This window comes from Streptomyces sp. NBC_00654 (assembly GCF_026341775.1).
Classification (GTDB): domain Bacteria; phylum Actinomycetota; class Actinomycetes; order Streptomycetales; family Streptomycetaceae; genus Streptomyces.
The window spans coordinates 602,518-624,473 of record NZ_JAPEOB010000003.1 but is presented as its reverse complement, the minus strand read 5'-3'; the positions used below and the strand labels follow the sequence as shown (position 1 = coordinate 624,473).

The window sequence follows — 21,956 nt, the reverse complement described above, 5'->3', positions numbered from 1 at the left end:
TTCCTGAGGGGCATTCCCCTCAGGCAAGTTCCGCCAGGCTCGGTGGGGAGTCTCCGCAGGTCGCTTACGTCCTCGTAAGTCACTCATGGAGCTCCCCGCCGGGAACCGGCAGACGATCAGGAGATAGACGTGATCCAGCAGGAGTCGCGACTGCGCGTCGCCGACAACACGGGTGCGAAGGAAATTCTCACCATTCGTGTTCTCGGTGGCTCGGGTCGCCGCTACGCGGGTATCGGTGACGTCATCGTCGCCACCGTCAAGGACGCGATCCCCGGTGGCAACGTGAAGAAGGGTGACGTCGTCAAGGCCGTCATCGTTCGCACCGTCAAGGAGCGTCGTCGTCAGGATGGCTCGTACATCCGCTTCGACGAGAACGCCGCCGTCATTCTGAAGAACGACGGCGACCCCCGCGGCACCCGCATCTTTGGCCCGGTTGGCCGAGAGCTGCGCGAGAAGAAGTTCATGAAGATCATCTCGCTCGCGCCGGAGGTGCTGTAAGCATGAAGATCAAGAAGGGCGACCTGGTTCAGGTCATCACCGGTAAGGACAAGGGCAAGCAGGGCAAGGTCATCGTTGCCTACCCTGCTCAGGACCGCGTCCTCGTCGAGGGTGTCAACCGGGTCAAGAAGCACACGAAGGCCGGTCAGACCGCTCGCGGTTCGCAGACCGGTGGCATTGTGACGACCGAGGCTCCCGTCCACGTCAGCAACGTGCAGCTGGTTGTTGAGAAGGACGGCAACAAGGTCGTTACTCGCGTCGGCTACCGCTTTGACGACGAGGGCAACAAGATCCGCGTTGCCAAGCGCACCGGTGAGGACATCTGATGACTACCACCACTGCGCCGCGTCTCAAGACGCGCTACCGCGAGGAAATCGCCGGCAAGCTGCGTGAGGAGTTCTCCTACGAGAACGTCATGCAGGTTCCCGGTCTGGTCAAGATCGTGGTCAACATGGGTGTGGGCGACGCCGCCCGCGACTCCAAGCTGATCGACGGGGCCGTCAAGGACCTCACCACGATCACCGGTCAGAAGCCGGCCGTCACCAAGGCCCGCAAGTCCATCGCGCAGTTCAAGCTGCGCGAGGGCCAGCCCATCGGCTGCCACGTCACCCTCCGCGGTGACCGGATGTGGGAGTTCCTGGACCGTACGCTGTCGCTCGCGCTGCCGCGTATCCGTGACTTCCGCGGCCTGTCGCCCAAGCAGTTCGACGGCCGTGGCAACTACACCTTCGGTCTCACGGAGCAGGTCATGTTCCACGAGATCGACCAGGACAAGATCGACCGGGTCCGGGGCATGGACATCACCGTGGTCACCACGGCGACCAACGACGACGAGGGTCGTGCCCTCCTTCGTCACCTCGGCTTCCCGTTCAAGGAGAACTGACCGTGGCGAAGAAGGCTCTGATCGCTAAGGCCGCCCGCAAGCCGAAGTTCGGCGTTCGCGGGTACACCCGCTGCCAGCGCTGCGGCCGGCCCCACTCCGTCTACCGCAAGTTCGGCCTGTGCCGCGTGTGCCTTCGTGAGATGGCTCACCGTGGCGAGCTGCCGGGCGTGACCAAGAGCTCCTGGTAATTTCCCCTCGCCCTTTGGGCGTTGGGATTACCCGGAGACTCTCGGTAAGCATCTGGTCGGCAGGAGCCCCTCCTTTCATGCCGTAGGCTTGAAGGGTTGGGCGCCTGCCGCCCAAGACCGACTTACTACGCCGTAGGTCCCCGCACCGCACCCGTCCCGCCACTGAGTGGGGAGAGGGATGGCGCATACAGGAAACCCCGGCGAGAGAGGCCGAAGGCCAACTCATGACCATGACTGATCCCATCGCAGACATGCTCACGCGTCTGCGCAACGCGAACTCGGCGTATCACGACGACGTCGCGATGCCGCACAGCAAGATCAAGTCGCACATCGCGGAGATCCTCCAGCAGGAGGGCTTCATCACCGGCTGGAAGGTCGAGGACGCCGAGGTCGGCAAGAACCTCGTCCTCGAGCTGAAGTTCGGCCCGAACCGCGAGCGCTCGATCGCCGGCATCAAGCGAATCTCGAAGCCGGGTCTGCGTGTTTACGCAAAGTCCACCAACCTGCCGAAGGTTCTCGGCGGCCTGGGCGTGGCGATCATCTCCACGTCCCACGGTCTCCTGACCGGCCAGCAGGCCAGCAAGAAGGGCGTAGGTGGGGAAGTCCTCGCCTACGTCTGGTAGTCGGGAACGGAGGAATAGCTCATGTCGCGAATCGGCAAGCTCCCCATCCAGGTTCCCGCCGGTGTGGACGTCACCATCGATGGCCGCACGGTCGCGGTGAAGGGCCCCAAGGGAACCCTCACGCACACCGTCGCAGCGCCGATCGAGGTCTCCAAGGGTGAGGACGGCGTTCTGAACGTCGTCCGCCCGAACGACGAGCGTCAGAACAAGGCCCTCCACGGCCTGTCCCGCACGCTGGTGGCGAACATGATCACCGGTGTGACCCAGGGATACAGCAAGGCGCTCGAGATCAGCGGTGTCGGTTACCGCGTCCAGGCGAAGGGCTCCAACCTGGAGTTCGCCCTGGGCTACAGCCACCCGATCCTCATCGAGGCTCCGGATGGCATCACCTTCAAGGTCGAGTCGCCCACGAAGCTCAGCGTCGAGGGCATCGACAAGCAGAAGGTCGGCGAGGTAGCCGCCAACATCCGCAAGCTGCGGAAGCCCGACCCGTACAAGGCCAAGGGCGTCAAGTACGCGGGCGAGGTCATCCGCCGCAAGGTCGGAAAGGCTGGTAAGTAGCCATGGCATACGGTGTGAAGATCGCCAAGGGCGACGCGTACAAGCGTGCCGCTCTCAAGCGCCGCCACATCCGCGTCCGCAAGCACATCTCCGGTTCGCCGGAGCGTCCCCGCTTGGTCGTGACGCGTTCCAACCGCCACATGGTCGCTCAGGTGATCGACGACATCGCGGGCCACACGCTCGCGTCGGCGTCGACCCTGGACGTGTCCATCCGTGGTGGCGAGGGTGACAAGAGCGCCCAGGCCCAGCAGGTCGGCGCCCTGGTCGCCGAGCGTGCCAAGGCCGCAGGCGTCGAGGCCGTCGTGTTTGACCGCGGTGGTAACCAGTACGCCGGGCGGATTGCCGCTCTGGCTGACGCCGCCCGTGAAGCCGGGCTGAAGTTCTAAGCCCCGGTTCCTACGCACAGCGGACGTAACAGAGAGAGGTAATTCCAATGGCTGGACCCCAGCGCCGCGGAAGCGGTGCCGGTGGCGGCGAGCGGCGGGACCGGAAGGGCCGTGACGGTGGCGCCAGCGCCGCCGAGAAGACCGCGTACGTTGAGCGCGTCGTCGCGATCAACCGCGTCGCCAAGGTTGTGAAGGGTGGTCGTCGCTTCAGCTTCACCGCGCTGGTCGTGGTGGGCGATGGTGACGGCACCGTCGGTGTCGGATACGGCAAGGCCAAGGAAGTTCCCGCGGCCATCGCCAAGGGCGTTGAAGAGGCCAAGAAGAGCTTCTTCAAGGTTCCGCGTATCCAGGGCACCATCCCTCACCCGATCCAGGGCGAGAAGGCTGCGGGCGTCGTCCTGCTCAAGCCTGCTTCCCCCGGTACCGGTGTGATCGCGGGTGGCCCGGTGCGCGCCGTTCTGGAGTGCGCCGGCGTTCACGACATCCTGTCGAAGTCGCTCGGTTCTTCGAACCCGATCAACATCGTGCACGCGACCGTGGCGGCCCTCAAGGGCCTGCAGCGTCCCGAGGAGATCGCGGCTCGCCGCGGTCTGCCCCTCGAGGACGTCGCCCCCGCGGCTCTGCTTCGTGCACGTGCGGGAGCGGGTGCGTAATGGCTCGCCTCAAGATCACGCAGACGAAGTCGTACATCGGCAGCAAGCAGAACCACCGCGACACCCTGCGTTCGCTCGGGCTCAAGCGCCTGAACGACTCGGTTGTCAAGGAGGACCGCCCCGAGTTCCGCGGAATGGTTCACACCGTCCGCCACCTCGTGACGGTTGAGGAGGTTGACTGACATGGCGGAGAACAGCCCGCTGAAGGCCCACAACCTCCGGCCTGCCCCGGGCGCCAAGACCGCCAAGACCCGTGTGGGTCGTGGTGAGGCGTCCAAGGGTAAGACCGCAGGCCGTGGTACCAAGGGTACGAAGGCTCGTTACCAGGTTCCGGAGCGCTTCGAGGGTGGCCAGATGCCCCTCCACATGCGTCTCCCGAAGCTCAAGGGCTTCAAGAACCCGTTCCGCACGGAGTACCAGGTCGTGAACCTGGACAAGCTCGCGACGCTCTACCCCGAGGGTGGAGAGGTCACGGTGGCCGATCTGGTCGCCAAGGGCGCTGTGCGCAACAACCACCTCGTCAAGGTCCTTGGCCAGGGCGAGATCTCCGTGGCGCTGCAGGTTTCGGTTGACGCCGTCTCCGGCTCCGCCAAGGAGAAGATTGCCGCCGCCGGCGGCACCGTCACCGAGCTCGTCTGAGACAACTCGGACAACTCGATGTACTGAACATCCGACCGGGGATGCCTCTCATATGGGGCATCCCCGGTTGGTCGTTCCTAGGCGGGCATGGTCGCCGGTAAGGTGGCGTGCGTTGTTGTGCTATCTCCCTGGGCAACTGCCCCGGGACCTTTGACTGTTTCGTATCCGTCGATCCTCAAGACCGTCACCTCTACGCATTGCGCGGGGGTCGCAGGAGGCACCGTGCTCACCGCGTTCGCCCGGGCGTTCAAGACGCCCGACCTGCGCAAGAAGCTGTTCTTCACGCTCGGCATCATCGTGCTTTACCGGCTCGGGGCACACATCCCGGTGCCCGGTGTGAGCTACGAGAACGTCCAGATTTGTGTTGACCAGGCAAGCAAGGGCAACAACAGCCTCTTCGGCCTGGTGAACATGTTCAGCGGTGGTGCACTGCTGCAGATCACGATCTTCGCGCTCGGCATCATGCCGTACATCACGGCCAGCATCATTCTCCAGCTGCTGACCGTCGTCATCCCCCGGCTGGAGGCCCTCAAGAAGGAGGGTCAGTCCGGCACGGCCAAGATCACGCAGTACACGCGTTATCTGACCGTGGCGCTCGCCATCCTCCAGGGCACGGGTCTGGTGGCAACCGCCCGCAGCGGTGCGCTGTTCAGCAGCTGCTCCGTGGGCGACCAGATCGTCCCGAACCAGTCGATCTTCACCACCGTCGTCATGGTGCTCACCATGACCGCCGGTACCGCCGCCGTCATGTGGCTCGGTGAGCTCATCACGGACCGCGGCATCGGCAACGGCATGTCGATCCTGATGTTCATCTCGATCGCCGCGAGCTTCCCGGGTGCCCTGTGGGCCATCAAGGAGAGCGGCAAGCTGGCCGACGGCTGGATCGAGTTCGGCACGGTCATCCTCATCGGCTTCGTGATGGTCGCGCTCGTCGTCTTCGTCGAGCAGGCCCAGCGCCGTATCCCGGTGCAGTACGCGAAGCGCATGATCGGCCGCCGGTCGTACGGCGGTACGTCCACGTACATCCCGCTGAAGGTGAACCAGGCGGGTGTGATTCCCGTCATCTTCGCCTCGTCGCTGCTCTACATCCCGGCCCTGATCGTCCAGTTCTCCGGTTCCCAGGCGGGCTGGGCGACCTGGATCCAGGACCACTTCGTCAAGGGTGACCACCCGTACTACATCGCGACGTACTTCCTGTTGATCGTGTTCTTCGCCTTCTTCTACGTGGCGATCTCGTTCAACCCCGAGGAAGTCGCCGACAACATGAAGAAGTATGGTGGCTTCATCCCGGGTATCCGGGCTGGTCGACCTACTGCCGAGTACCTGAGCTACGTGCTCAACAGGATCACTTGGCCGGGCTCGCTGTACCTGGGTCTGATCGCTCTGGTGCCGACGATGGCGTTGGCAGGCTTCGGCGGTGCTAACCAGAACTTCCCGTTCGGCGGGACGAGCATCCTCATCATCGTGGGTGTGGGTCTGGAAACCGTGAAGCAGATCGAGAGTCAGCTCCAGCAGCGCAATTACGAAGGGTTCCTCCGCTGATGCGAATCGTCCTCGTCGGGCCTCCTGGTGCCGGCAAGGGAACGCAGGCTGCGTACCTTGCCAAGAACCTGTCGATTCCGCACATCTCGACGGGCGATCTCTTCCGCGCCAACATCAGCCGGGGCACCGACCTCGGCAAGCAGGCCCGCGCCTTCATGGACGCCGGTCAGCTGGTGCCGGACGAGGTCACCATCGGGATGGCCAAGGACCGCATGGCCCAGTCGGACGCCGTGAACGGCTTCCTGCTCGACGGCTTCCCGCGCAACGTGGGTCAGGCCGAAGCCCTTGACGCGATGCTCAAGGACGAGGGCGTAAAGCTGGACGCGGTCCTCGACCTGGAGGTCCCCGAGGACGAGGTCGTGAAGCGGATCGCGGGCCGCCGCATCTGCCGCAGCGACAGCGCGCACGTCTTCCACGTGACGTACAACCCGCCGCGGACCGAGGGTGTCTGCGACACCTGCGGCGGCGAGCTGTACCAGCGGGACGACGACAGCGAGGAGACGGTCCGTACCCGGCTGGAGGTCTACCACACGCAGACCGAGCCGATCATCGACTACTACCGGGCCCAGGGCCTGGTAGTGACCATCTCCGCGCTCGGCAAGGTCACCGATGTGACCGCGCGTGCCATGGAGGCGCTCCAGAAGTCCGACCAGGACTAGCAACGCCCCGTTTCCCACCTTCGCAGTCGGCCGCGGCGCCCCAGGGGCGCCGCGGCCGACTGTTTGCGCCGTATCGTTGGGTACGGCCGCAGCCGCCATCCTTCGATGCAGAGAGGCGCCGAGCAATGGTGCAGATCAAGACCCCCGAGCAGATCGCGAAGATGCGCGAGGCCGGCCTGGTGGTCGCTGCCATTCACGCCGCCACCCGTGAGGCGGCCGTGCCGGGCGCCACCACGAAGGACCTGGACGAGGTCGCGCGCAAGGTGATCGCCGACCACGGGGCGAAGTCGAACTTCCTCGGGTACGGCGGATTCCCCGCGACCATCTGCACCTCGGTCAACGAGGTCGTCGTGCACGGCATCCCCGACGAGAAGACCGTCCTCAAGGACGGCGACATCATCTCGATCGACGCCGGCGCGATCATCGACGGCTGGCACGGTGATGCCGCGTACACGGCTTTCGTCGGCACCGGTCACGCTCCGGAGCTGATCGAGCTCTCCCGGGTGACCGAGGAGTCGATGTGGGCCGGCATCGCCGCGATGAAGGTGAACAACCGGCTGGTCGACATCTCGAAGGCGATCGAGTCCTACATCCGCCGCCAGCCCCGGCCGGCCACCGGCAAGTACGGGATCATCGAGGACTACGGCGGCCACGGCATCGGCACCGAGATGCACATGGACCCGCACCTGCTGAACTACGTCTCCCGCAAGCGCGGCAAGGGCATCAAGCTGGTCCCGGGCGTCTGCCTGGCCATCGAGCCCATGGTCTCGCTCGGTACGGCGCAGACGGAGGTGCTCAGCGACGAGTGGACCGTCCTGACGACGGACGGCACCTGGTCCTCGCACTGGGAGCACTCCATCGCCCTGACGGAGAACGGCCCGCTCGTCCTGACCGCGGTGGACTGCGGCCGGGCGAAGCTCGCGGAGTACGGCATCACGGCGGCCCCCGACCCGCTGGGCTGATCCCGCCGGTCTTCCGCAGGTCTAAGGATCATCCGCACTGGGCAAACTTGACGGATTCGTCTTTTGGAGTCCGCTGACGTAGACTGACTCGTCGGCTCTCGTGCATCCGTGTGTCCGCATACGGCGATGAGAGTCGATCAAGGTAGCCGATTCGAAAGGCGAAGCGTGGCCAAGAAGCAAGGTGCCATCGAAATTGAGGGCACCGTGATCGAGTCCCTCCCGAACGCCATGTTCAAGGTGGAACTCCAGAACGGTCACAAGGTCCTCGCGCACATCTCCGGCAAGATGCGGATGCACTACATCCGTATCCTCCCGGACGACCGGGTCGTGGTGGAGCTCTCTCCGTACGACCTGACGCGTGGCCGGATCGTCTACCGGTACAAGTAGATCTTGCCCCCACCCCGTTTCGGCGCGGTGATGGCACTGACCCGGAGAACCTGACATCCCATGAAGGTCAAGCCGAGCGTCAAGAAGATCTGCGACAAGTGCAAGGTGATCCGCCGTCACGGTCGGGTCATGGTCATCTGCGACAACCTGCGCCACAAGCAGCGCCAGGGCTGACGCACGACCACCTGCATCTCGCAGCACTTCGCGCGACGCACGTAATACGTACATACGCAGAGCCCGTCCAAGCCACGGCTGACGACACCTCCGGCGGGGGCCGGGGACCCGGACGTACCACCTCTCCGAGCGAGAGGTCGGCGGCCGGGAGCGGCACTGCGGAAGACCCCCGATATAACAACTGGAGCCATTGAATGGCACGCGTTTCAGGTGTTGACATCCCGCGCGAAAAGCGCGTGGAGGTTGCCCTCACCTACGTCTTCGGCATCGGGCGCACCCGGTCCAAGGAGATCCTCGCCACCACCGGCGTGAACCCGAACACCCGCGTTCGTGACCTGGCCGAAGAGGACCTGGTCAAGATCCGCGAGTACGTCGACGCCAACCTCCGCACCGAGGGTGACCTTCGACGCGAGATCCAGGCCGACATCCGCCGCAAGGTCGAGATCGGCTGCTACCAGGGCATCCGTCACCGTCGCGGTCTGCCGGTCCACGGCCAGCGCACCAGCACGAACGCGCGTACCCGCAAGGGCCCGCGTCGCGCCATCGCCGGTAAGAAGAAGCCGGGCAAGAAGTAGTCCTCAGCGGACGCACTGCGAGCGTCCGGATCCCCGGACATCCGCAGCATCCAGCGGTCTTCGCTGTAGGACCGATCACCTCCCCTCTCCATCTGGAGTCAAGACATGCCCCCCAAGGGTCGTCAGGGCGCAGCCAAGAAGGTGCGTCGCAAGGAAAAGAAGAACGTCGCTCACGGCCACGCGCACATCAAGAGCACGTTCAACAACACCATCGTCTCGATCACGGACCCCTCGGGCAACGTGATCTCCTGGGCCTCCGCCGGCCACGTCGGCTTCAAGGGCTCGCGCAAGTCCACCCCCTTCGCCGCGCAGATGGCCGCCGAGTCGGCCGCCCGCCGCGCGCAGGAGCACGGCATGCGCAAGGTTGACGTCTTCGTCAAGGGTCCGGGCTCCGGCCGCGAGACCGCGATCCGCTCCCTCCAGGCCACGGGCCTCGAGGTCGGTTCGATCCAGGACGTCACCCCGACGCCGCACAACGGCTGCCGTCCGCCGAAGCGTCGTCGCGTCTGACGCACGGACGCCGGTAACGGCCGTCCGCGTGTAACGCGCACCTGTGGGACCGGGCGGTACATCTCTTCGGGGGTGTGCCGCCCGTACCCTTGTTTCATCTGTCGGGCATCAAATAGTGGGTGCCCACGACTGAAGGATTCTCCTCATGCTGATCGCTCAGCGTCCGTCGCTGACCGAAGAGGTCGTCGACGAGTTCCGGTCCCGGTTCGTCATCGAGCCGCTGGAGCCGGGCTTCGGCTACACCCTCGGCAACTCCCTGCGCCGCACGCTCCTCTCCTCGATCCCCGGCGCTGCTGTCACCAGCATCCGGATCGACGGTGTCCTGCACGAGTTCACCACCGTGCCGGGCGTCAAGGAGGACGTGACCGACCTCATCCTCAACATCAAGCAGCTGGTCGTCTCCTCGGAGCACGACGAGCCGGTCGTGATGTACCTGCGCAAGCAGGGTCCCGGCCTGGTCACCGCTGCTGACATCGCCCCGCCGGCCGGTGTCGAGGTCCACAACCCGGACCTGGTCCTGGCCACGCTGAACGGCAAGGGCAAGCTGGAGATGGAGCTGACCGTCGAGCGCGGTCGCGGCTACGTCTCCGCCGTCCAGAACAAGCAGGTGGGCCAGGAGATCGGCCGGATTCCGGTCGACTCCATCTACTCGCCGGTGCTCAAGGTCACGTACAAGGTCGAGGCGACCCGTGTCGAGCAGCGCACCGACTTCGACAAGCTGATCGTCGACGTCGAGACCAAGCAGGCCATGCGCCCGCGCGACGCCATGGCGTCCGCCGGTAAGACCCTGGTCGAGCTGTTCGGTCTGGCGCGCGAGCTCAACATCGACGCCGAGGGCATCGACATGGGCCCGTCGCCGACGGACGCGGCCCTGGCCGCCGATCTGGCGCTGCCGATCGAGGAGCTGGAGCTCACGGTCCGCTCGTACAACTGCCTCAAGCGCGAGGGCATCCACTCCGTGGGTGAGCTCGTGGCGCGTTCCGAGGCCGACCTGCTCGACATCCGCAACTTCGGTGCGAAGTCGATCGACGAGGTCAAGGCGAAGCTGGCCGGTATGGGCCTCGCGCTGAAGGACTCGCCTCCCGGCTTCGACCCGACCGCCGCGGCGGACGCGTTCGGCGCGGACGACGACGCGGATGCCGGTTTCGTGGAGACCGAGCAGTACTAGTACGCCTCCGGCTGGGGCGCCCGGGATCGCTGGGTGCCCCGGACCGGGGTTCATCAAGACTTCCGTGAGGCAGCCGCCTCGTGGGAACTGACACCGGTACCTGATACGGCCGGTGCAGCACACAAGGAGAAACACCATGCCGCGTCCCGCAAAGGGTGCCCGTCTGGGCGGCAGCGCCGCGCACGAGCGTCTGCTTCTCGCCAACCTGGCGAAGTCGCTGTTCGAGCACGGTCGCATCACCACGACCGAGGCCAAGGCCCGTCGCCTGCGTCCGGTCGCCGAGCGCCTGGTCACCAAGGCGAAGAAGGGCGACATCCACAACCGTCGCCTGGTGCTGCAGACGATCACGGACAAGAGCATCGTGCACACGCTGTTCACCGAGATCGCCCCGCGGTACGAGAACCGCCCCGGTGGTTACACCCGCATCACCAAGATCGGCAACCGTCGTGGCGACAACGCCCCGATGGCCGTCATCGAGCTGGTCGAGGCGCTGACCGTGGCCCAGCAGGCCACCGGTGAGGCCGAGGCCGCGACGAAGCGTGCGGTCAAGGAAGACGCCCTCAAGAAGGACGAGGCTCCGGCCGAGGTCGTCGAGGACGCCAAGCCGGCCGAGGCCGACGCGGAGTCCAAGGACGCCTGAGCGTTCTGAGGACCACGGGACGGGCCCGCATCACCCTTCGGGGCGGTGCGGGCCCGTTCCGCTGTGACGGGGCGGAACGGGTTTCGAGAGGGGACGCGTGGTGAGTGACGAGGCGGAGCCCGGATTCGTACGGGTGCGGCTGGACCTTTCGTACGACGGGAAGGACTTCTCCGGCTGGGCGAAGCAGACCAGCAGGCGGACCGTGCAGGGGGAGATCGAGGACGCGCTGCGGACCGTGACGCGGTCCTCGCGCACCTACGACCTGACGGTGGCCGGGCGCACCGATGCCGGGGTGCACGCGCGGGGGCAGGTGGCGCATGTCGACCTGCCGGCCGGGGTGTGGGCCGAGCACGAGGAGAAGCTGCTGCGGCGGATGGCCGGGCGGCTGCCGCTGGATGTGCGGATCTGGCGGGCGGCGGTGGCGCCGGCCGGGTTCAACGCGCGGTTCTCCGCGATGTGGCGGCGCTACGCCTACCGGGTGGGGGACCGCCCCGGCGGCGTCGACCCGCTGACCCGCGGTCATGTGCTGTGGCACGACCGGCCGTTGGACATGGACGCGATGAACGAGGCCGCCGCCCTCATGGTCGGGGAGCACGACTTCGCGGCGTACTGCAAGAAGCGCGAGGGCGCGACCACCATCCGTACGCTCCAGAAGCTGAGCTGGGTACGGGACGAGGCGTCGGGGGTGCTCACGGCGACCGTGCAGGCCGACGCCTTCTGCCACAACATGGTGCGGGCGCTGATCGGCGCGGCGCTGTTCGTGGGCGACGGGCGCCGGCCGGCCGGGTGGCCCGCCGAGGTGCTGGCGGCGAAGGTGCGGGACCCCGCGGTGCACGTGGTGCGGCCGCACGGGCTGACCCTGGAGGAAGTGGCGTACCCGGCCGATGAGTTGCTGGCCGCGCGGGCTCTGGAGGCGCGGAATGTCAGGACGCTGCCGGGGGCGGGCTGCTGCTGAACCGCTCGGGAGCCGACGGTCGTTCGGGCACCGCCCTGGGGCGGTGCCCGGTGGGGCGTCAGCCGGCGGGGGCCGCCGCCGCGTTGGACGCCTGGACCTCGCCCCGGTGCCTGATCTGGCGGAACGTGAAGTCCGTCAGGTCGTCGCCGACCGCGTACACGTTCTTGTCGGCCGTGGTGACGCGCTTGCCGTCGGTGAAGCCGCCGACGGTGAAGTACGCGTAACGGCCGTAGGAGTTGGCGGTGCGGCGGCAGACCGTACCGGCGCGGCAGAAGGTGGGGACGCCCTCGCCGCTGAGCGACGCGATGCCGCCGGACGCCTGCTTGGCGGCCTTCCGCGCCCGTGCCTCGGTCCTGAACACCGCGACGCCGACGGTGACCGCGATGCCGTCCTTGCGGTACGTGGCGCGGATGAGCTGCTCGCAGCCGTTGTTCGTGAGGATCGCGCCGAGCGCGCCCTGGGTGCCCGCGGCGCAGCTGGTGGTGCGGTTCGTGGCGCCCTTGATGTGGACGCGGTCGCCCATCGTCAGCTTCTTGCCGGGGAAGAAGCCGTCGACGGTGATCGGCGCCTTGTCCTTCTTGGCGTCGGATATGTAGTCCTTCGGGTCCGGCGGGGGCGGCGGCGCCACCGAGGAGAAGGACGGCGCGGGCTCGGAGGTGTCCGAGGGCAGCTCGGCCGGGGCCGGCAGCTCGTTCGCGTTCTTGTCGGAGCCGGACGGCTTGTTGCCGTTGTTGGTCGAGATGACGGCCGTGGCCACGATCGCGCCGACCACGGCGGTGGCGAGCACGCCGCCGCCGATCATCAGCCACTTCTTGCGTCGGCCGCGTGCGGCGGACTCGTCGGCCAGTGCCGCCCAGTCCGGAGTGTGCTGATCTCCCGGCCCCCAGGAGGGCCCCCCTTGCCCAAAGCTCATGCGGCGAATCTTAGACCGACCGTAAACCGGTTGGGCCAGGGCTTCGCAGGCCGTGACAATGCTGTGTATGGGACATCTTGAAGCAGGCCACCTGGAGTACTACCTACCGGACGGGCGGGTGCTGCTCGGCGACGCTTCGTTCCGGGTGGCGGACGGGGCCGTCGTCGCCCTTGTCGGGGCCAACGGCGCGGGCAAGACGACCCTGCTGCGCCTGCTCGCGGGAGAGCTCCAGCCGCACGGCGGCACGGTCTCGGTGAGCGGCGGGCTCGGGGTGATGGCGCAGTTCGTGGGCTCCGTACGGGACGAGCGGACCGTGCGCGACCTGCTGGTGTCCGTGGCCCAGCCCCGTATCCGGGAAGCGGCGAAGGCCGTGGACGTGGCCGAGGAGCTGATCCTCACGGTCGACGACGAGGCCGCGCAGATGACGTACGCGCAGGCCCTGAGCGACTGGGCGGAGGCCCGGGGGTACGAGGCCGAGACGGTCTGGGACATGTGCACGATGGCCGCGCTCGGTGTCCCGTACGAGAAGGCGCAGTGGCGGGAGGTGCGGACGCTCAGCGGCGGTGAGCAGAAGCGGCTCGTGCTGGAGGCGCTGCTCCGGGGGCCGGACGAGGTGCTGCTGCTGGACGAGCCGGACAACTATCTGGACGTTCCCGGGAAGCGGTGGCTGGAGGGGAAGCTGAAGGAGACCCGTAAGACGGTGCTCTTCGTCTCCCACGACCGGGAGCTGCTGTCCCGGGCCGCCGAGAAGATCGTCAGCGTGGAGCCGAGCCCGGCGGGCAGCGATGTGTGGGTGCACGGCGCGGGCTTCGACACGTACCACCAGGCGCGCAAGGACCGGTTCGCCCGGTTCGAGGAGCTGCTGCGGCGCTGGGAGGAGGAGCACGCCCGGCTGAAGGCGCTCGTCCACCGGCTGCGGCAGCAGGCGGCGATCAGCCCCGACATGGCCTCGCGCTACCGGGCGATGCAGACCCGGTTCAAGAAGTTCGAGGACGCCGGGCCGCCGCCGGAGCCGCCGCGCGAGCAGGACATCAAGATGCGGCTGCGCGGCGGGCGCACCGGGGTGCGGGCCGTGACCTGCAAGGGGCTGGAGCTGACCGGTCTCATGAAGCCGTTCGACCTGGAGATCTTCTACGGGGAGCGGGTCGCCGTCCTCGGATCCAACGGGTCGGGGAAGTCGCACTTCCTGCGGCTGCTGGCCGGGGAGCCGGTGGCGCACTCGGGGGAGTGGAAGCTGGGGGCACGGGTCGTGCCGGGGCACTTCGCGCAGACGCACGCCCATCCGGAGCTCCTGGGCAAGACGCTCGTCGAGATCCTGTGGACGGAGCACGCCAAGGACCGGGGCGGGGCGATGTCGGTGCTGCGGCGGTACGAGCTGGAGCGGCAGGGGGACCAGCCCTTCGAGAAGCTGTCCGGCGGGCAGCAGGCGCGGTTCCAGATCCTGCTCCTGGAGCTGGCGGGTACGACGGCGCTGCTGCTGGACGAGCCGACGGACAACCTGGACCTGGAGTCGGCGGAGGCGCTGCAGGACGGCCTGGAGGCGTACGACGGCACTGTGATGGCCGTCACGCACGACCGGTGGTTCGCGAAGTCCTTCGACCGGTATCTGGTGTTCGGTTCGGACGGGGTGGTCCGGGAGACGACCGAGCCGGTGTGGGACGAGCGGAGGGTGGAGCGGGCGCGGTAGGGGCGGCGCGTTTTGACCCGCTGGGGGCGTGGCGGGTACAATCGATGATTGTTATGCGTATTGGCTTCGTCGTTCTCACGCGAAGGGCCCTTACGTAGGTTCTCTGGAGCAGTTACCAGTGGCTCGCATACGGGCAGTGTCCCGGCCTTGTGAGCCCCAGCTGCATGATCGCTTCAGAGGTGCCATGTGTCTGGACCCCCATCCACTGAAGAAGCGAAGGCTACGACCGTGCGTACGTACAGCCCCAAGCCCGGAGATGTGACGCGCCAGTGGCACATCATCGACGCTCAGGACATCGTCCTGGGCCGTCTGGCCACCACGGCTGCGAACCTCCTCCGAGGCAAGCACAAGGCGATCTACGCCCCCCACATGGACATGGGCGACTTCGTCATCATCATCAACGCCGAGAAGGTCCACCTCTCCGGCAACAAGAAGACCCAGAAGATGGCGTACCGCCACTCGGGCTTCCCGGGCGGTCTCCGTTCGGTGCGCTACGACGAGCTGCTCTCGAAGAACCCCGAGAAGGCTGTCGAGAAGGCCATCAAGGGCATGATCCCCAAGAACACCCTGGGCCGTCAGATGCTCTCGAAGCTCAAGGTCTACGCGGGCGACCAGCACCCGCACGCTGCTCAGCAGCCGGTCCCGTTCGAGATCACCCAGGTCGCGCAGTAGTTCCGGCCACCCCCTAAGACGTACAGAAAGATCTGAGGAGAATCGTGGCCGAGACCACTGTTGAGACGCCCGTCGAGGGAACTGAGGGCGAAGAGACCTTCGCCGAGGTGACCACCTTCGAGTCGGAGGTTCCCGTCGAGGGCGAGTACACCAGCGAGTCCCTCGCCGGCCGCTTCGGCGACCCGCAGCCCGCGGCCGGCCTCGGCCGTCGCAAGAACGCCATCGCCCGCGTCCGGATCGTTCCGGGCACCGGCAAGTGGAAGATCAACGGTCGCACCCTTGAGGACTACTTCCCCAACAAGGTGCACCAGCAGGAAGTCAACGAGCCCTTCAAGGTGCTCGAGCTCGACGGCCGCTACGACGTCATCGCCCGTATCTCGGGTGGCGGCGTCTCCGGCCAGGCCGGTGCCCTGCGCCTCGGTGTGGCCCGCGCGCTGAACGAGGCGGACGTGGACAACAACCGCGCCACGCTGAAGAAGGCCGGCTTCCTCTCCCGCGACGACCGTGCGGTCGAGCGCAAGAAGGCCGGTCTCAAGAAGGCCCGTAAGGCCCCGCAGTACAGCAAGCGCTAAATCGCCTGCTCGTCTGTTTTACACGTTCGCCCCGGCGGCACACTCCGTGCTGCTGGGGCGTTCGTTTATCGCCCCTCGCGGGCGTATAACGGCATAAGACGCTTATTGGCATTTCCCTGCCCGGTGGCGCACCGCGCCGCTGTGGGTTGTTGCGTTTTGCCCGTTTTTGTTGCTGTGATTGTGCGGTTTCGGAGCATCTCGGAGGACACCAGTGGGACGACTCTTCGGCACGGACGGCGTGCGCGGTGTCGCCAACGCGGACTTGACGGCCGAGCTCGCGCTCGGTCTCTCGGTCGCGGCGGCGCACGTACTGGCCGAGGCGGGCACCTTCGAGGGGCATCGGCCGACCGCCGTGGTGGGCCGAGACCCACGCGCGTCCGGAGAGTTCCTGGAGGCCGCCGTGGTGGCGGGCCTCGCCAGCGCGGGCGTGGACGTCCTGCGCGTGGGCGTGCTGCCCACCCCTGCCGTCGCGTATCTCACCGGCGCGCTCGGCGCCGATATCGGCGTGATGCTCTCCGCCAGCCACAACGCCATGCCGGACAACGGTGTGAAGTTCTTCGCCCGCGGCGGGCACAAGCTCGCCGACGAGCTGGAGGACCGGATCGAGACCGTCTACGAGCAGCACCGCACCGGTGAGCCGTGGGCGCGCCCGACCGGCGCCGGGGTCGGCCGGGTCACCGACTACACGGAGGGCTTCGACCGCTACATCGCCCACCTCATCGCGGTCCTGCCGAACCGGCTCGACGGGCTGAAGGTGGTCCTGGACGAGGCGCACGGCGCCGCCGCCCACGTCTCGCCCGAGGCGTTCACCCGCGCCGGGGCCGAGGTCGTCACGATCGGTGCCGAGCCCGACGGGCTCAACATCAACGACGGCTGCGGCTCCACCCATCTGGAGCTGCTGCGGGCCGCCGTCGTCGAGCACGGCGCCGACCTCGGCATCGCGCACGACGGCGACGCCGACCGCTGCCTGGCCGTGGACGCGGCGGGCGAGGAGATCGACGGCGACCAGATCCTGGCCGTGCTCGCCCTCGCCATGCGGGACGCCGGGAAGCTGCGCAAGGACACCGTGGTCGGCACCGTCATGTCGAACCTCGGCTTCAAGATCGCCATGGAGCGGGAGGGCATCCAGCTCGTCCAGACCGCCGTCGGCGACCGTTACGTACTGGAGTCGATGAAGGCCGAGGGCTTCGCGCTCGGCGGCGAGCAGTCCGGCCATGTCATCGTCCTGGACCACGCCACGACCGGTGACGGCACCCTGACCGGCCTGATGCTGGCCGCCCGGGTCGCCGAGACCGGCCGGAGCCTCGCCGAGCTGGCCGGGGTCATGACGCGCCTGCCGCAGGTCCTCATCAATGTGCCGGACGTCGACAAGACCCGGGTGGCCACGTGCGCCGAACTGGCCGCCGCGGTGCTTGAGGCGGAGCGCGAGCTGGGCTCCACCGGACGCGTGCTGCTGCGCCAGTCGGGTACGGAGCCGCTGGTACGGGTCATGGTCGAGGCGGCCGACATCGAGCAGGCGCGGGCCGTGGCCGGCCGGCTGGCCGATGTGGTGAAGTCCGCGCTCGGATAGCGGCCGCGGGACCGCCGGGGCGGGTACGGGGACGGTCCAACGGACGGCGCCGGGCGGCGGCCGGGCGGCGGACGGGATCCCGGCCCGCGGACGGGACCCTGTCCGGGCCGGGTGAGCCCGGCCGGGCAGGGTGAGTGTCCGGCCGGGCCGGCCCCGGGCCCTGGTCAGACGGGTGGGCGCTTCACCGCGGCTTCCGAGCGGCGGTGGACCGCCCACAGGCCCTTCTGGACCAGCAGGGTCAGGGTGCCCGCGAGGACGATGCCGCCCAGGTTGGCCAGCAGCTGCTGGGTGGAGCCGATCGTCTGGGTGTAGTCCGAGTAGCTGAACGCGACCGCCGCGTTCGCCGCCGCCGGGACCGTCGTCACCGAGATCGCCACGCCGATCAGCGCCCCGGACTTCGCCGAGGTCAGCGAGAGCGTCCCGGCGATCCCCGCCAGGAACGCCACCACGAACGACATCCAGTCCGGCTTCCAGATGAAGGCCGTGTTCGGCCGGTCACCCTCGACCATCGAGCGGGTGAACAGGCCGAAGGCGTCCATCAGCCAGGCGAACCCGGCCGTCACCACCATCGCGATGGCGAAACCCGCGATCAGCGTCCACAGCGCGCGCCACACCAGGTGCGGGGAGCGCCGGACCAGGGCGGTGGAGATCCCGGCCAGCGGGCCGAACTCCGGGCCGACCGCCATCGCGCCCACGATCAGGATCGCGTTGTCGAGCATCACACCGCAGGCGGCGAGCATCGTGGCGACGGCGAGGAACGCCACGTAGGTGACGCTGAACGTCGACTCCTCGTGGGTCGCCTCCGTCAGCTCCGCCCACAGCACCGCGTCCGCGCCCTCGCCCGGCGCCGCCTTCTCCGCCCGGTCCGCGTGCGCGGAGAGCGTCAGGTCCATGTTCTCGACGGTGATCGAACCGGACTGGTCGATGCCCATGTCACGCAGCGCGCCGATCAGCTCATCGCCCGCCTCACGGGCCACGTCGCACAGGACCACATCGCCGGCGGGGTCGCGTGCCGCGCCCGTCAGTACCGCCAGATGGGCGGTGCCCACGGTGGTCTCCAGAAGGCGGACCACCTCGTCCGTGGCGTCGGCGGGCACGATCAGACGCAGATGCAGCACGGCGCTCCAGGGGTCAGAGTTTGCGCAGGGACAGCCGCTGGACCTTGTGGTCCGGCCCCTTGCGGAGCACCAGGGTGGCACGGCCGCGCGTCGGCGCGACGTTCTCCAGCAGATTGGGCTTGTTGATGGTCCGCCACATGGTGCGCGCGTAGTCCATGGCCTCCTCCTCGGAGACCTGCGTGTACTTGCGGAAGTACGAGAACGGGTTCTGGAACGCCGTCTCGCGCAGTTGGCGGAAGCGGTTGAGGTACCAGGTCTCGATGTCCTCGGCGCGCGCGTCCACGTACACACTGAAGTCGAAGTAGTCGGCGAGACCGACCCTGGTGCGGCCGTCCTTGCCGGGCATGGCGGGCTGGAGCACATTGAGGCCCTCGACGATGAGGATGTCGGGGCGGCGCACGGTGAGCCGTTCGCCGGGCACGATGTCGTAGATCAGGTGGGAGTAGACCGGTGCCGTGACCTCGTCCTTGCCGGCCTTGATGTCGGCGACGAAGCGGGTCAGGGCGCGCCGGTCGTAGGACTCCGGGAATCCCTTGCGCGACATCAGGCCGCGTGCCTGGAGCTCCTTCATCGGCAGCAGGAACCCGTCCGTGGTCACCAGTTCCACGCGCGGGTGCTCCGGCCAGCGGGCCAGCAGGGCCTGGAGGATACGGGCGCTGGTGGACTTGCCGACGGCGACACTGCCCGCGACCCCTATGACGAACGGGGTACCGCGCTGTTCGCCGTGGCCGTTGCCCGCGTCGCCCAGGAAGGTGTTCAGGGCGCCGCGCAGGCCGGAAGTGGCCTGGACGTAGAGGTTGAGTAGCCGGGAGAGCGGCAGGTACACGTCCCGTACCTCGTCGAGGTCGATGACATCGCCGAGTCCGCGCAGCTGCTCCACCTCCTCGGCGGTCAGCGGCAGCGGAGTCTTGTCGCGCAGCGCGCTCCACTCGGCGCGTGACAGGTCGACGTAGGGCGTCGGCGCGTGCTCGGTGCGACGGTGGCTGCTCCGTGGCGGCGAAGTGATCACCACTTCATTGTTGCGGGAGTTTCAACGGAGTGGGGGGTGGGCTCGGTCACGTGGGGGAGGGGACGCCCGGTGGGGAGGGGACGCCCGGCGGGGAGGGGGTGCCCGGCGGGGGCCGGTGTCCACTACAGGGATCGTGGCCATGGCCCGGTAGATCCGGGCGAGGGCGTCCGGGGCCACCGGGTAGGACGACAGAAGCACGCCCAGGCCGGGGACCGGTCTTCTCCGCGGCGGCGATCCCGTACAGCCAGGGCCGGGCGAGGCGGTGGGCGGTGTCGTAGCGCCCCCGCGTCCGGAACGCGATGAGGAACGTCTCCGCCGTGATGTCGTCCGCCGCGCCCTCCCCGAGGCGGCGGGCGGCGTACCGGTGGATGTCCGGAGCGTGGCGGTCGTAGAGCCCCGCGAACAGCTCCGGCCGCTCCAGGGACTGGGCGATCACCTCGGCGTCGTCGGGCTCGGCCGGCGGCGGTGGTCGTCCGGGCACAGCGCCTCCCAGGGTGCTCGGTCGGTGAGTCGGTCGGTGAGTCTGGCACCCCCTGTTGCCCGCGGCGGCCGGAAAGGTTCACGGGCCGGGCCGGGCCGGCCGGTGAGCGGATGTCCTTACGCCCGCGAGGAGCGGGCGGCCGGACCGTACGATGTGGGCCAAGTGCTCTACGAAGGGGAGTCGTTGTGGCGGACGGGTTCGGTGCGGCCGACAGGCCGCGTACGTGAGCGACGCGTGGCTCCCGGACGGACCGGCCAGCCGTGCCGTCCTCATCGGGGCGGGTTCCTACACCGATCCGGAGCTGCCCGGCATCCCCGCCGTACGGGCGAACCTGGATGAGCTGTACCGCAGGCTCACCGATCCGGAGACCGGTCTGCTGCTGCCCGAGCACTGCGAGGTGGTGCGCGATCCCCGGGCCGAGATCGCGGTCGGTGCGGCGCTGGCGCGGGCGGCCCGGGAGGCGGACGACCTACTGCTCGTCTACTACTGCGGGCACGGCGTCTTCGACGACGGCGGACTGCTGCACTTCGCCCTGACCGAGACGCAGACCGAGCACGTCGGCTTCTCCGCCCTCCCGGTCGATCTGATGAGGCGGTACGTCGGCGGCGCCCGCGCCCGGTCCCGGGTTCTCCTGCTGGACTGCTGCTTCTCCGGCCAGGCGGTGTCGGCGATGGCCCCGGCGAGCAGCGTGGCCCTGGGCCAGCTGGATCTGACCGGCACCTACACCCTGACCTCCACCACGGCGACCGCCCCCTCGCACGCGCCTCCGGGCGCCGCCCATACGTCGTTCACCCAGGCGCTGCTGAACGCGCTGGACGCCCCCGAACCGCTCACCCTGGACGAGGTGCACCAGAGCATCGACCGGGAGCTGGTCGGGCTCGGCCTGAAACGGCCGCAACGGCGTTCCATGGGGGAGGCGAACCGCCTCACCCTGGTCCGCCGCCGGGCCGAACCGGAGCCGGAGGTGGAGCCGGCGGTGGAGCCGCCGGAGCCGGACCCGGAGCCGCCGGGGCCGGACCCGGGTCCGGATGCTGAGGCGGCGCCCGGTGCCGGGCCCCCCGGCGTGCCCCGGCGGCGGAAGCGCGCAGGAGTGATGGCGGCGGTGGGGCTGGCGGTTCTCGTCTCCTCGGGCATCGGTTTCGCCGCCTGGAACGCAACCGACCGGGACACGGTCCTGGACAAGGGAACGGTGCGGGTCGGTGTGGTGTCGGACCTCCCCGCAAGCGATCCCGAAGCGTCCCGCAGCGGGTTCCCCGGCTTCGGCATGGACACGGTCGAGTACCTGCTGGAGGGGGAGGGCTCCGACGCCTCTCCGGCGTACGCGGCCCTGACACGGAGAAGCCGCACGGTGTCGTTGGAGGCCAACGCGGTGGAGATGGTCGCCGGACTCGCCATCACCCCGGAGGCAATGCGCCGGTTCGATTTCGTGGGGCCCTACGCGAAGACGACGGACGGTGTCCTGGTCCGCGCCGACGAGGTGTACCCCTACAAAAAGGGTTCCGACCTCGACGGCAAGGTCGTCTGCGTCTCGGACGCCACACGTCCGTCGTCCAGCGGGCTGTCCGACGAGGTCAGGTGGATCGTGCAGCCGGACATCGCCGAATGCGTCGACCGACTGCGGCGCGGGAAGGTCGACGCGGTGGCCATGGACCGCCTCTCCCTCTCCGGGCTGGAGGTGCGGTTCAAAGGCGAGCTGGTGGTCGCCCCGGACCTCAGGTACGGACCCCAGAAGCTCTACGGTGTCGCGTTGCCCAAGGGGCACCGCAAGGACTGCGAGCGCCTTCGTGACGTCATGAAGGAGTACGTGAACAGCAGGGCGCAGCGTTCCAGCCGTTCCGAGAACCTGCCGACGGCCTCCTGGCAGGACATCGCGCAAGCCCAGCCGACGTGGGACGAGGTCGAGGAACTGTCGTGCAAGGACAGCGTCTGAT

28 protein-coding genes and 1 pseudogene are annotated in these 21,956 nt (G+C 68.1%); 25 read left to right on the top strand and 4 right to left on the bottom strand.

Annotated features, from left to right (window positions below):
• Nucleotides 1-129: 129 nt before the first annotated feature.
• From rplN to truA, 20 genes are all read left to right on the top strand, one after another.
• A complete protein-coding gene (gene rplN / locus OHA98_RS35085; RefSeq protein WP_003966950.1) occupies nucleotides 130-498 on the top strand; it encodes a 50S ribosomal protein L14 in 369 nt (122 codons plus the stop codon).
• Nucleotides 499-500: 2 nt separating this feature from the next.
• Entirely contained in the window at nucleotides 501-824 is a 324-nt protein-coding gene (gene rplX / locus OHA98_RS35080; RefSeq protein ID WP_018550616.1) for a 50S ribosomal protein L24, read from the top strand.
• On the top strand, nucleotides 824-1,381 hold the full coding sequence (rplE, locus tag OHA98_RS35075; RefSeq protein WP_073718383.1) for a 50S ribosomal protein L5: 558 nt from the start codon (nucleotides 824-826) through the stop codon (nucleotides 1,379-1,381). The genes rplX and rplE overlap by 1 nt, the downstream gene beginning before the upstream one ends.
• 2 nt (nucleotides 1,382-1,383) lie before the next feature.
• A complete protein-coding gene (locus OHA98_RS35070; RefSeq protein ID WP_003948630.1) occupies nucleotides 1,384-1,569 on the top strand; it encodes a type Z 30S ribosomal protein S14 in 186 nt (61 codons plus the stop codon).
• Nucleotides 1,570-1,793: 224 nt separating this feature from the next.
• Nucleotides 1,794-2,192 (top strand): 30S ribosomal protein S8, encoded by a 399-nt coding sequence (rpsH, locus tag OHA98_RS35065; RefSeq protein ID WP_028439249.1) that lies wholly within the window; start codon nucleotides 1,794-1,796, stop codon nucleotides 2,190-2,192.
• Nucleotides 2,193-2,213: 21 nt separating this feature from the next.
• Nucleotides 2,214-2,753 carry a 50S ribosomal protein L6 gene (rplF, locus tag OHA98_RS35060; protein ID WP_266931746.1) on the top strand — a complete coding sequence of 180 codons (540 nt, stop codon included), beginning with the start codon at nucleotides 2,214-2,216 and terminating at the stop codon, nucleotides 2,751-2,753.
• A gap of 2 nt (nucleotides 2,754-2,755) precedes the next feature.
• The gene (gene rplR / locus OHA98_RS35055; RefSeq protein WP_266931745.1) at nucleotides 2,756-3,139 is read left to right on the top strand and encodes a 50S ribosomal protein L18; all 384 of its coding nucleotides are present in this window, start codon (nucleotides 2,756-2,758) and stop codon (nucleotides 3,137-3,139) included.
• Between the two features lie 47 nt (nucleotides 3,140-3,186).
• On the top strand, nucleotides 3,187-3,792 hold the full coding sequence (gene rpsE, locus OHA98_RS35050) for a 30S ribosomal protein S5 (RefSeq protein ID WP_266931744.1): 606 nt from the start codon (nucleotides 3,187-3,189) through the stop codon (nucleotides 3,790-3,792).
• The gene (rpmD, locus tag OHA98_RS35045; protein ID WP_003966943.1) at nucleotides 3,792-3,974 is read left to right on the top strand and encodes a 50S ribosomal protein L30; all 183 of its coding nucleotides are present in this window, start codon (nucleotides 3,792-3,794) and stop codon (nucleotides 3,972-3,974) included. Before rpsE ends, rpmD begins: the two co-directional genes overlap by 1 nt.
• A 1-nt stretch (nucleotide 3,975) precedes the next feature.
• Entirely contained in the window at nucleotides 3,976-4,431 is a 456-nt protein-coding gene (gene rplO / locus OHA98_RS35040; RefSeq protein ID WP_014047794.1) for a 50S ribosomal protein L15, read from the top strand.
• 222 nt (nucleotides 4,432-4,653) lie between these two features.
• Complete coding sequence (gene secY, locus OHA98_RS35035) at nucleotides 4,654-5,973, top strand: preprotein translocase subunit SecY (RefSeq protein WP_266931743.1); 1,320 nt, start codon at nucleotides 4,654-4,656, stop codon at nucleotides 5,971-5,973.
• Complete coding sequence (locus OHA98_RS35030) at nucleotides 5,973-6,632, top strand: adenylate kinase (RefSeq protein WP_266931742.1); 660 nt, start codon at nucleotides 5,973-5,975, stop codon at nucleotides 6,630-6,632. The genes secY and OHA98_RS35030 overlap by 1 nt, the downstream gene beginning before the upstream one ends.
• Before the next feature lie 125 nt (nucleotides 6,633-6,757).
• Nucleotides 6,758-7,594 (top strand): type I methionyl aminopeptidase, encoded by an 837-nt coding sequence (gene map, locus OHA98_RS35025; RefSeq protein ID WP_266931741.1) that lies wholly within the window; start codon nucleotides 6,758-6,760, stop codon nucleotides 7,592-7,594.
• Between the two features lie 165 nt (nucleotides 7,595-7,759).
• Nucleotides 7,760-7,981: a translation initiation factor IF-1 gene (gene infA / locus OHA98_RS35020; RefSeq protein WP_003956442.1), complete on the top strand. Its 222-nt coding sequence runs from the start codon at nucleotides 7,760-7,762 to the stop codon at nucleotides 7,979-7,981.
• A 60-nt stretch (nucleotides 7,982-8,041) separates the two neighbouring features.
• A complete protein-coding gene (gene rpmJ / locus OHA98_RS35015; protein WP_003956441.1) occupies nucleotides 8,042-8,155 on the top strand; it encodes a 50S ribosomal protein L36 in 114 nt (37 codons plus the stop codon).
• A gap of 194 nt (nucleotides 8,156-8,349) precedes the next feature.
• Nucleotides 8,350-8,730, top strand: coding sequence for a 30S ribosomal protein S13 (gene rpsM / locus OHA98_RS35010; RefSeq protein ID WP_018490826.1), 381 nt, complete (start codon nucleotides 8,350-8,352; stop codon nucleotides 8,728-8,730).
• Between the two features lie 105 nt (nucleotides 8,731-8,835).
• On the top strand, nucleotides 8,836-9,240 hold the full coding sequence (rpsK, locus tag OHA98_RS35005) for a 30S ribosomal protein S11 (protein ID WP_003956432.1): 405 nt from the start codon (nucleotides 8,836-8,838) through the stop codon (nucleotides 9,238-9,240).
• A gap of 145 nt (nucleotides 9,241-9,385) precedes the next feature.
• Nucleotides 9,386-10,408: a DNA-directed RNA polymerase subunit alpha gene (locus OHA98_RS35000; RefSeq protein ID WP_003966937.1), complete on the top strand. Its 1,023-nt coding sequence runs from the start codon at nucleotides 9,386-9,388 to the stop codon at nucleotides 10,406-10,408.
• Between the two features lie 136 nt (nucleotides 10,409-10,544).
• Nucleotides 10,545-11,048 (top strand): 50S ribosomal protein L17, encoded by a 504-nt coding sequence (gene rplQ / locus OHA98_RS34995; RefSeq protein ID WP_266931740.1) that lies wholly within the window; start codon nucleotides 10,545-10,547, stop codon nucleotides 11,046-11,048.
• A 100-nt stretch (nucleotides 11,049-11,148) separates the two neighbouring features.
• Nucleotides 11,149-12,003, top strand: coding sequence for a tRNA pseudouridine(38-40) synthase TruA (gene truA, locus OHA98_RS34990; protein ID WP_266931739.1), 855 nt, complete (start codon nucleotides 11,149-11,151; stop codon nucleotides 12,001-12,003).
• 58 nt (nucleotides 12,004-12,061) lie between these two features.
• Here the strand turns inward: truA and OHA98_RS34985 are convergent, their stop codons facing one another.
• On the bottom strand, nucleotides 12,062-12,916 hold the full coding sequence (locus OHA98_RS34985) for a hypothetical protein (RefSeq protein ID WP_266931738.1): 855 nt from the start codon (nucleotides 12,914-12,916) through the stop codon (nucleotides 12,062-12,064).
• Between the two features lie 58 nt (nucleotides 12,917-12,974).
• On the opposite strand from OHA98_RS34985, the gene OHA98_RS34980 reads away from it, so the two are divergent.
• From OHA98_RS34980 to glmM, 4 genes are all read left to right on the top strand, one after another.
• On the top strand, nucleotides 12,975-14,603 hold the full coding sequence (locus tag OHA98_RS34980; protein WP_266932544.1) for an ABC-F family ATP-binding cassette domain-containing protein: 1,629 nt from the start codon (nucleotides 12,975-12,977) through the stop codon (nucleotides 14,601-14,603).
• A 228-nt stretch (nucleotides 14,604-14,831) separates the two neighbouring features.
• Nucleotides 14,832-15,275 (top strand): 50S ribosomal protein L13, encoded by a 444-nt coding sequence (gene rplM / locus OHA98_RS34975; protein WP_037688030.1) that lies wholly within the window; start codon nucleotides 14,832-14,834, stop codon nucleotides 15,273-15,275.
• Nucleotides 15,276-15,319: 44 nt separating this feature from the next.
• Nucleotides 15,320-15,847 (top strand): 30S ribosomal protein S9, encoded by a 528-nt coding sequence (gene rpsI, locus OHA98_RS34970; RefSeq protein ID WP_014154572.1) that lies wholly within the window; start codon nucleotides 15,320-15,322, stop codon nucleotides 15,845-15,847.
• Nucleotides 15,848-16,058: 211 nt separating this feature from the next.
• Nucleotides 16,059-17,417, top strand: a complete 1,359-nt coding sequence (gene glmM / locus OHA98_RS34965; protein ID WP_266931737.1) for a phosphoglucosamine mutase — start codon at nucleotides 16,059-16,061, stop codon at nucleotides 17,415-17,417.
• Between the two features lie 164 nt (nucleotides 17,418-17,581).
• Here the strand turns inward: glmM and OHA98_RS34960 are convergent, their stop codons facing one another.
• The 3 genes and pseudogenes from OHA98_RS34960 to OHA98_RS34950 all read right to left on the bottom strand — a co-directional run.
• The gene (locus OHA98_RS34960) at nucleotides 17,582-18,535 is read right to left on the bottom strand and encodes a DUF389 domain-containing protein (RefSeq protein ID WP_266931736.1); all 954 of its coding nucleotides are present in this window, start codon (nucleotides 18,533-18,535) and stop codon (nucleotides 17,582-17,584) included.
• Between the two features lie 13 nt (nucleotides 18,536-18,548).
• Entirely contained in the window at nucleotides 18,549-19,544 is a 996-nt protein-coding gene (coaA, locus tag OHA98_RS34955) for a type I pantothenate kinase (RefSeq protein ID WP_266931735.1), read from the bottom strand.
• Nucleotides 19,545-19,770: 226 nt separating this feature from the next.
• Nucleotides 19,771-20,025 (bottom strand): annotated as a pseudogene (locus OHA98_RS34950) (RNA polymerase sigma factor); the annotation flags it as partial.
• Between the two features lie 223 nt (nucleotides 20,026-20,248).
• Here OHA98_RS34950 and OHA98_RS34945 point away from each other — a divergent pair.
• Nucleotides 20,249-21,955, top strand: a complete 1,707-nt coding sequence (locus OHA98_RS34945) for a transporter substrate-binding domain-containing protein (RefSeq protein WP_266931734.1) — start codon at nucleotides 20,249-20,251, stop codon at nucleotides 21,953-21,955.
• Nucleotide 21,956 lies beyond the last annotated feature (1 nt).

What these genes read in the sequence shown, in the direction of transcription:
- rplX (WP_018550616.1), top strand. Translation starts at nt 501, where the DNA reads ATGAAGATCAAGAAGGGCGACCTGGTTCAGGTCATCACCGGTAAGGAC.
- rplE (WP_073718383.1), top strand. Translation starts at nt 824, where the DNA reads ATGACTACCACCACTGCGCCGCGTCTCAAGACGCGCTACCGCGAGGAA.
- rpsH (WP_028439249.1), top strand. Translation starts at nt 1,794, where the DNA reads ATGACCATGACTGATCCCATCGCAGACATGCTCACGCGTCTGCGCAAC.
- rplF (WP_266931746.1), top strand. Translation starts at nt 2,214, where the DNA reads ATGTCGCGAATCGGCAAGCTCCCCATCCAGGTTCCCGCCGGTGTGGAC.
- rplR (WP_266931745.1), top strand. Translation starts at nt 2,756, where the DNA reads ATGGCATACGGTGTGAAGATCGCCAAGGGCGACGCGTACAAGCGTGCC.
- rpsE (WP_266931744.1), top strand. Translation starts at nt 3,187, where the DNA reads ATGGCTGGACCCCAGCGCCGCGGAAGCGGTGCCGGTGGCGGCGAGCGG.
- rpmD (WP_003966943.1), top strand. Translation starts at nt 3,792, where the DNA reads ATGGCTCGCCTCAAGATCACGCAGACGAAGTCGTACATCGGCAGCAAG.
- rplO (WP_014047794.1), top strand. Translation starts at nt 3,976, where the DNA reads ATGGCGGAGAACAGCCCGCTGAAGGCCCACAACCTCCGGCCTGCCCCG.
- OHA98_RS35030 (WP_266931742.1), top strand. Translation starts at nt 5,973, where the DNA reads ATGCGAATCGTCCTCGTCGGGCCTCCTGGTGCCGGCAAGGGAACGCAG.
- map (WP_266931741.1), top strand. Translation starts at nt 6,758, where the DNA reads ATGGTGCAGATCAAGACCCCCGAGCAGATCGCGAAGATGCGCGAGGCC.
- rpmJ (WP_003956441.1), top strand. Translation starts at nt 8,042, where the DNA reads ATGAAGGTCAAGCCGAGCGTCAAGAAGATCTGCGACAAGTGCAAGGTG.
- rpsM (WP_018490826.1), top strand. Translation starts at nt 8,350, where the DNA reads ATGGCACGCGTTTCAGGTGTTGACATCCCGCGCGAAAAGCGCGTGGAG.
- rpsK (WP_003956432.1), top strand. Translation starts at nt 8,836, where the DNA reads ATGCCCCCCAAGGGTCGTCAGGGCGCAGCCAAGAAGGTGCGTCGCAAG.
- OHA98_RS35000 (WP_003966937.1), top strand. Translation starts at nt 9,386, where the DNA reads ATGCTGATCGCTCAGCGTCCGTCGCTGACCGAAGAGGTCGTCGACGAG.
- rplQ (WP_266931740.1), top strand. Translation starts at nt 10,545, where the DNA reads ATGCCGCGTCCCGCAAAGGGTGCCCGTCTGGGCGGCAGCGCCGCGCAC.
- OHA98_RS34985 (WP_266931738.1), bottom strand. Translation starts at nt 12,916, where the DNA reads ATGAGCTTTGGGCAAGGGGGGCCCTCCTGGGGGCCGGGAGATCAGCAC.
- OHA98_RS34980 (WP_266932544.1), top strand. Translation starts at nt 12,975, where the DNA reads ATGCTGTGTATGGGACATCTTGAAGCAGGCCACCTGGAGTACTACCTA.